Source organism: Pedobacter sp. A2324 (assembly GCF_059693705.1).
This window is the reverse complement of record NZ_JCASSK010000001.1, coordinates 1,212,061-1,220,180: the sequence shown is the minus strand read 5'-3', so window position 1 is coordinate 1,220,180 and position 8,120 is coordinate 1,212,061. Positions and strand designations below refer to the sequence as shown.

6 protein-coding genes are annotated in these 8,120 nt (G+C 41.7%); all 6 read right to left on the bottom strand.

Going from position 1 to position 8,120, the window contains the following annotated elements; genetic code table 11:
- Window positions 1-269: type VI secretion system tube protein TssD (tssD, locus tag AC570I_RS05020; RefSeq protein WP_057933299.1), on the bottom strand; the 269-nt coding region annotated here is incomplete at its 3' end.
- A 313-nt stretch (window positions 270-582) separates the two neighbouring features.
- On the bottom strand, window positions 583-1,152 hold the full coding sequence (locus AC570I_RS05015) for an NAD(P)H-dependent oxidoreductase (protein ID WP_497404633.1): 570 nt from the start codon (window positions 1,150-1,152) through the stop codon (window positions 583-585).
- Between the two features lie 127 nt (window positions 1,153-1,279).
- Window positions 1,280-2,668 carry a DUF5458 family protein gene (locus AC570I_RS05010; RefSeq protein WP_047797263.1) on the bottom strand — a complete coding sequence of 463 codons (1,389 nt, stop codon included), beginning with the start codon at window positions 2,666-2,668 and terminating at the stop codon, window positions 1,280-1,282.
- A 22-nt stretch (window positions 2,669-2,690) separates the two neighbouring features.
- Window positions 2,691-3,137, bottom strand: coding sequence for a hypothetical protein (locus tag AC570I_RS05005; protein WP_047797264.1), 447 nt, complete (start codon window positions 3,135-3,137; stop codon window positions 2,691-2,693).
- A gap of 52 nt (window positions 3,138-3,189) precedes the next feature.
- On the bottom strand, window positions 3,190-5,706 hold the full coding sequence (locus AC570I_RS05000) for an ATP-dependent Clp protease ATP-binding subunit (protein ID WP_497404632.1): 2,517 nt from the start codon (window positions 5,704-5,706) through the stop codon (window positions 3,190-3,192).
- 2 nt (window positions 5,707-5,708) lie between these two features.
- The gene (gene tssR, locus AC570I_RS04995; protein WP_497404631.1) at window positions 5,709-8,084 is read right to left on the bottom strand and encodes a type VI secretion system protein TssR domain-containing protein; all 2,376 of its coding nucleotides are present in this window, start codon (window positions 8,082-8,084) and stop codon (window positions 5,709-5,711) included.
- Between the last annotated feature and the right edge of the window lie 36 nt (window positions 8,085-8,120).

Sequence of the window (8,120 nt, the reverse complement as noted above, 5' to 3'; positions counted from 1 at the left end):
TAGCCATCCTCGAAGTTTACTTCTTTCATTTTGGCATCTTCCTCTGTCTTCTTGATCAGAAGGGTTCCTGTAATAGGCTTGTATTGGTTATTTACCATTGCTTCGATAATTGAGGTGTCCTCTGTCGATTCGATCTCAATATCAATGGTTCCGCCATAGACTCCGGAAGAAGGTCTTCCCTTAGCATCTACATCGCGATTTAACGCATAGGCACAATGAAGCACATCGTACTCCTTGCCTGAAAAATTTAATCTAGCTTTGAAAGCCATAGTTTTAAAATTTAAAGGTTAAATAAAATTGATTTTTTGCAGCCTCCGCCGCTATCCCATATTAACCAAAGATCAGGCCAAAAACACGCGATAGAATTTTCGCTAAATGGTTATATGTAGACGTTTTCAGCTTTGAACAGACAAGACCAAGTCAGAATTGGGCTACAGTAGAAAGCCTGATAGAAATACAGACTCCAGGAGATAGGTAAAAAAGAAATGTATTTTTTCTAATACAATCGCAAAATGATGAATTCTGTAGAAAAAGGCAACAACCTGTAGCTTTTTTCTACACCTCCATATTTAAAAATCTTCATTAAATCAGCTGACTGCCAAACTTCTCCATTTTGACCAGCCATTTCTGACTATAATGGTTATCCAGTGAATGTAAAGCGCCGATCGTATTCGTCAAAACCGGACTCATTCGGCATTTTTCAAATACCGGCTTCTTAATTGATAAATAAGTGGTTTTTTTATTCGCTTTCCATTCCTTAAAAGTAGCTTCATCCAGGATAGAAACAATGCGCGCTGAACGGCCACTGAAATTATTATTGATGTTTTGATGTGAGCTGAAAATCTGGTCAGGCATAAACAAACGATCGAAAAAACCTTTGATTTTTGCAGGAATATGATCTACATACACCGGGCAAAACAATACCACATGCTGACTCTGCCTGATGGCTTGAAGCGATTTCTGCAAATCTGGTTCCAGCTCAGCAATCTGCCGGTTGTTAAATAATTTGTTGGGGTTGAAAATGAGATCTATTATGGCCAATTCTTTTACTGTTGCACCTGCACTTTCAGCACCTTTCTTATAGGCATTAATCAGGAAATTTGTAGACTCGGTTTTTTCAATATCCCCGTTTAGGATAAGTACTTGCTTCATTTTATGGATTAATCTGATCTGGCCGATGCGTTACAAAATTATAAAGAATTTGTTAACTCCAATAGATATGCCAATAAAAAACCCGGCTTTTTAGGCTGGGTTCTTTATATGTCAGATTAAATTCAGCTTATTGCTGGTCGTATGCGGTATTCCAGGTGGTACTTTCATCCTCACCCTTGTGGCCATCTAGTTTCACCACAAAACTCTTGGCAGGGAAGTATGGCGTAATGTGAATATCCAGGTGAATCCTGTCTTTTTGTTGTTCATCACGCTCGAAACGCATAATCTTAAACCTTTCAATCAATCGGTCAGCACCCTGAATACCATCCAGAAACTTCACAATCTGGCCACGCAAATCCTGTTCGGTTTTCGATGTCCAGTTTTCAAATGCCCGTCTGTTAAGAAAATCGAATAAAACTTTCGTAATGTAGTCAAATACCCTCACAACCGAATAAGTTTGTAGCCCGATATTGTCGCCGTTAAACAAAGTTTTAGCAGAGAAAGCCATCACCTTACCATATTCATTTACCATAGGCACTAAACCAACGCGTTCCAGATGGGAGATCTCGCTTTTTTTCAAATCGAATTTTACCCCGTCAACTTCGTTCATTGCACCATGTTTCTTACCTGCTGTAACCTGCGACATTAATGTATAATACATCTTGCCGGCAAGTGCCGCCGATCCCGGAACCGTCAAATCATCTTCCTCGCCAACTTCTGCTACTTTACCCCTGCCAACTAACCAGTTACAGGTCATAATCACGTTCGAACGGAAGGCATCTCCCCCGGTCAGGTTAGCAGCAGTAAATAAGTCAAGTACATCATCCGGCTGATCCAGATCCGCAAAGTCAGTTACCAGCATGGCCTTGTTGTTGTGCGCGATTTTACCCCAGCGTTCTACCACTTTATTCGATCCCATATACCCCGGAACAACCACTAAAGAGTAATTCTTACGCAAATCAAGGCGGTCGTAATTCTGTTTCAGTTCATCATCAACATATTCAATGAAACGTGGATTATCCAGATCTTTGATCTGATCCATCGAAGCATTAAGCAACACCACATTTTTCAGTTTATCTGACTCGGTATTTTTATAAAACAAATGGACAGAACGGTAAGCCTGTTCCAGTTCTCTTGTCGTTTCAAGAGCAGTACCAATGTTTTTATTTAAATTTTCTTCTGCAGCAGCTAATTTTTCCGTGCTCTTTTCAACCATGTCAGCTACAGAGTTCGACGATTCCAGAACATCAATCCACAATTGAAGTTTCTTCTGCAATTCTGCCCGCTCTTTTTTCTTTTCATCACCCGTTAAAAAAATCTGCTTCCTGGCCTTACGTTCAGGGTTTAAATTCTGAAGACCGTCTACGGTAGCTTCTAGTAAATCGAAACCTCCAACCCTGGCCAATTGTTCCAGGTTATCTTTTAAAGGCGTTTTTTCTATGGTTCTCGTCTCAGCTGACCGATATGCAGCCTGATCGTTATTTTGTTCGGTTTGTAATTCCTGAGGATTTGACATAACTAAAGTTTTAGATCGTTAACTATTTATTTTGCTCCAATTCGTCCACAAAATTCTTTAAGGCACTAATGAATGCAGTTTTTGTTTCCTCATCATCCAGTGTGGCCTTCAATGTTTTGTTCGATTTGAGTTGCTTAATCACATTAAGCGACATTTCACGTTCAATGTTAACATCGCTTAAGTAACTGCTTTGATTAATAATATTTTTCACGCCGAAGTCGCCCAACTCATTAAAATTCAGTGTCTCACCCACAGTAGAGCCATCTTGCTTTTCAAAGGCTACCTTTACACTCGGCTTATAATGATCAAATACTTCCTTCACGGTTTTCAATCCTTCAACTTTTTCTGGCTTTATAGGTTCATTATCGGTCAGTTTCTGTACAAAAAGCGTTTTGTTGTGGGCAATTTCAGCAAAGGCTTCCGACGTGTCCACCTTGCGCTCATTACCGCCAATTTCATAATTAAACATAGTATGTAGATTTTAAGGTTAATGGTTTTGTAAGTTATATGTACTTAACGTTTTAATTCAAATTTTGTTCCAATGCAACAGCCGCTGGCTCAACTATTTCCCATTCCAGCTTTTCTTCCTCAGGATGCTTGCTCACTTTAATGACCGAACCTTTCTTCAACTCACCTGAAATGATGTATTTAGAAATCGGCCGGCGCAGTAAATTCCTGATCACTGCCGATAACTGCCGCGCGCCATATTTAGGCGTAAAGCCATCCAGTGCAATCATTTTTTTGGCATCTTCAGCAATTTCAAAAGCAATGCCCTGTTTAGCCAGCGATTCAATCAGGCTCTGCAGTTGGATTTCGAAAATCCGAACCACATTACTTTCATTGATCGGCGCAAATGGCACAATTTCCGAAATACGGGCCAGAAATTCTGGGCGGAAATGTCCGGCCATCACCTCCATCAGCTGGTTGGAAACAGGCACGTGACCCTGTGCAATCTGCTCTGCAATCCATTCACTGCCGATATTCGAAGTAAAAAGAATTAGTGAATTGCTGAAATCACCTTCTTTACCTAAACGGTCATGCATGTGGCCTTCATCCAGAATCTGTAAAAAGGTATCAAATACCGAAGGGTGGGCTTTTTCAATTTCATCGAAAAGCAAAACAGAGTAAGGTTGCTGGCGGATTTTATTCACCAGTAAACCACCCTCCTCGTAGCCAACATAGCCCGGAGGCGCACCGTATAATAAGGCAGCACTATGCTCTTCTTTAAATTCCGACATATCAAACCGGATCATGGCTTTTTCATCGTTAAACAAAAACTCAGCAATAGATTTTGCAAGCTCCGTTTTACCGGTACCCGTTGGTCCCAGCAGAAAAAATGAACCAATAGGCTGGCCTTTTTTGTTTAAACCACTCCTCGATTCCAGAATTGCGTCAGAAACAGCTTTTAAAGCCTGATCCTGACCGACAACTCTTTTCTTTAAATACTGCTCCATATTCAGCAGCTTTTCTTTTTCGCCAGCCTGCAGTTTCCCCATTGGAATTCCGGTTTTGTACGACACAATCGAAGCAATGTCCTGTTTCGTGATCCTGTCGCGTTTATCGGCCGCATAAATTTTCAAATCATCTAAACTATGTTGCAGGTATGCTTCAAATTCTTCGGCAGTTTCAAAGGCATCGGTTTGGGTCTCATCCGTCAGTCGGCCCAATAAAACCGGACTAAGTTTATTCTGAAGCAAACTGTAAAGCCATTTATAGTCGGCAAACTTTGCAGCCTCATCCAAATTCCCGTCGGCCCGCAATGTTTCAAGTTCCGAAGTCAAACCCTCAATAGCACGGTCCGATGTATCATTCATCATCTTCATCGCAGCCATCGTCCGGTCCAGTAAATCGAATGCAGAATCAGGCAGCCTCCGGTCTTTCATATAGCGTTTAGCCAACCGTACGCATTCCGATAAGGCATCCCGGTCAATACTCAACACATGGTGCTCCTCATATTTTACAGCCAGTTTCTCCAGCATTTTGATAGTACTTTCTTCATTGGGTTCATTTACCTGTAAAACTTCAAACCTCCGGCTAAAAGCCTGCTCAGGTTCTATAATCTTCCGGTACTCATCAATCGTTGTTGCACCAATAACCGTTATTTCTCCCCTGGCAAGTTCCGGCTTCAGCAAATTACCGATACCGGCACCCACCGGGCCTTTACTGTCGAGTAAAGTATGTATCTCATCGATAAATAATACGGCTTTAGAAAATTGCTTAATCTCTTTGATAATGTTTTTTAAACGGTCCTCAATTTCACCTTTGTAAGATGCACCCGCAATCAAAGACCCTAAATCAAGCTCAAAAAGTTGCACGTGTTTTAAACTTTCAGGAACATTTCCTTCCACTAAATCAATTGCAAAACCATCAACAAGCGCTGTTTTTCCAACACCTGCATCCCCGGTTAAAATCACATTTGGCTTGGTTCTCCGGCACAAAATCTCCATCATCATCCGCGTTTCTTTATCACGTCCAATAATCGGGTCTGTTTTTCCGTCCCTCACCTGCTGCAACCGGTCAATACAAAATTTATAAAGGGCATTACCCGTGGTTTTAGATTCTTTTAGCGCTCCCCCCTTTTCAGGCGATACTGCACGGCTGATCTCTTCGTCTTTAACATATAAATCCAGAATCTCTCTTTCCTTAATCGGAAACGACTTCAACTGATCGGCCTGAAAGCCCACACCAGCTTTACACAGTGCGGTTAAAACACAAACAGGGGTAACCAGGTCTAATCCAAGTTTAATCCGCACATTGTCGGCCTCTTCAAAAATCACAGCAATCTCCGGCCCGCCACTAACCTGTTCATTTACATTGGCCGTTTTCTCCAGTTCATCAATCCGAACTTCAGCCCATTCGCTGATGTATTCTTCATCCTTTCCAATCGAGCTTAAGAACGACCTCAATCCCACATCCTTATGCATCAGTCCCTTCAGCAGATGGGAAGCAGTGAAACGCTCATTCCGGTACTCCTTCGCCAGCGACTGTGCAATATGCAATGCCGTTTTAACCGACTCGCTTAAATTTGTAATGGCCATAGCTATTTGGTGTTTGGCGTTAAAGCCGGGTTAAAATTGTTTTCGGTAATGTAGTAATAGGTTTTTCCGTTCGATAAAAACTGCTGCTCCACCTGGGTGGCATGCTTTATTTGTTGCACCGACTGGCTCAATAACTTAATGTAAGCTTCAAATTGTGGCAAAGGCATTTTTGAGCTGTTTTTCAAATCCCCAACCGTATATTGGTTCAACATTTCGTTTGATACCGGTAAACCGGTTACCAGCTTAAGGTAGGCCGCAAGTGTCATGGATTTAACCGTACCAGATGAAACTTTCATGCCCAGAAGCTGCTTCGGAAGCTGCGTGTAGTTCTTCACCAGCTTGCTCCTGAAAGAAGACTGATCCTGCTGAAGATTCTCACCCAGCATGACCGAGAAAATATCTGTAATCTGCTTGTATTCCATATCATTTAATACAATCGCATACTGCAGCGAACCACGGTTGTTTTTCACCGCATCGCCCGAAAAATTGCCTGCACTAAAATATTTAAACGCATTATGCGGCATATGATCCGCAACTTCCGCACCAACCGGCTGATTCAACATACCCTCCACATCAGCCGATAGGTTCTTACGTGCAATACCGGTTAAACGGAAGGCACTGTCCAGTGAGCTTATCTGCGTATAAATATCCATATTCGTTTGCTTCACAAAACGCCTTAAAGCGATACCCATACTCTGATTTGAGTTTACCGATCCTTTAGTCGGGAAAACGACCCCGCCCTGAATCAGACTATTGGTAGGGTAATCAAGGTAATAGGAAATAGAATCCTGCAAACTCGTATTGTAGGGTTGAAACGTTTTCAGACCTTCTCCTTTAACCATAATACTTTTCCGGTAATCGGCTGCCCGGATCGCCGATTCTGAAACCAGCTTACGCGATTGGATAACAAAATTGTTGAACGATTGATTAAAATCACTGTAAACCTGCAAAGCCAGTATTCTTGCATCTGCCACAGCTACCTGCTCGCTCAGCTCATTAATCAGGTAGTTGTTGGTGCCGCCTGAATCACCGGTGCTGCCTACCAGAATAATCAGGTTGGTTTCATTCTTTTTATTTTTAAATAAGTTTAACCCTGCTTTAACTGCAGAGAACACCGGCTGATCGGTGATCTCACCGTTGCACCTATCTGTATTTTTTGCCTGGTTAATCAGAAACGACATCAGTTCACGGTAATCGTTCTGGATGTTGTTTACAAAGATACCCGGAACCGAACAACCACCATTTCCCCTGTAAACCACACCACCATAGCTTACCTTGGTACCATGGCCGAAATCATTCAATATATTTTCAAACGAAGAAATGGTATTGGTCATACCCGAAAAATACTTTGTCATCGCACTCCCCCCATCAACTACAAATACCACATTAACCTTATTTTTGTTTTTTCTTAAGTTAAGGTAATCCTGGAAAGTTAATGATGAACCATTGATCGTTAAAAGCCGGTTGTCTTTTTTATTATAAACATCATTTGCCAAACCAACAGAATAAGTACCGTCCTGATCGGCTAAAACCGGAACACTCCTCAATATCAGGTTCTCAGGCTGCAATAACGGATCAACCACAAACTTCCCGGCTCCGCTCAAGCCGCTTTTAATCGCGGTCGATGTTGAATCGTCTACATCATAGTTCCCAGGTTTGTTTGAGGTGATGTACAAACGGTCTCCCCAGCTGTGCACTGCCTCAGCCGATACCCATCCATAAATGCTCCTCAAAGCACTGTCGGCAACCAGCTGATCAGATGAACCGATCAGATACTTTTTACCGTCTTCACTCTTTTTATAGATATAGGCAATTTCATGCAAACGAACCTTGGTCCTCCGGTCTTTCAGTTCAGGTGTATTGTAAACCAGAATAGAATCGGTCGTATCATAATAAAACTTAGCCTCACTCAACGGTGTTTTCCCATTGATGATACCAATTGCTTTCTTGGCATAACCATTTTTTTGGTTCGAAAAAGAACGTTGCCAAAGCAATAACTTCGATTTAGGGATCCATCCGTAGCTAATCGCACTTTTTTTGTCATTAATCTTTCTTCCCCTGATCATCCCTGCTTTGTACTTAATTAGCTTCAGGTAGCCATTATCTTCTTTCGAAACATAAAATGGCTCCATAAAATTCAGCTTTTTCATAATTAAACTTCCACCGGGTGCAGTCGTGGTGTAGTTATCATCCCGATCAGAAAATACAATCCAGGGCAAACTGCTGCTGCTGGTACTTTCATTTACATTAATCGTTTCCGAAGGTTTTTCATATGATTTAGGCATGTACTTCACTTTCTTTCCGAAAGCAGCAGGCGATTGTGCCTGCGCAGTAAACACAGCTAAAAGAAGTATCGAGAGTGCATAATATTTTTTCATAGTCAATACAATGATATTTTAGGTGAGATGTAGAGT

Excerpts from the sequence above, each read along its gene's own strand:
- AC570I_RS05015 (WP_497404633.1), bottom strand. The coding sequence starts at position 1,152 with ATGAAGCAAGTACTTATCCTAAACGGGGATATTGAAAAAACCGAGTCT.
- AC570I_RS05010 (WP_047797263.1), bottom strand. The coding sequence starts at position 2,668 with ATGTCAAATCCTCAGGAATTACAAACCGAACAAAATAACGATCAGGCT.
- AC570I_RS05005 (WP_047797264.1), bottom strand. The coding sequence starts at position 3,137 with ATGTTTAATTATGAAATTGGCGGTAATGAGCGCAAGGTGGACACGTCG.
- AC570I_RS05000 (WP_497404632.1), bottom strand. The coding sequence starts at position 5,706 with ATGGCCATTACAAATTTAAGCGAGTCGGTTAAAACGGCATTGCATATT.
- tssR (WP_497404631.1), bottom strand. The coding sequence starts at position 8,084 with ATGAAAAAATATTATGCACTCTCGATACTTCTTTTAGCTGTGTTTACT.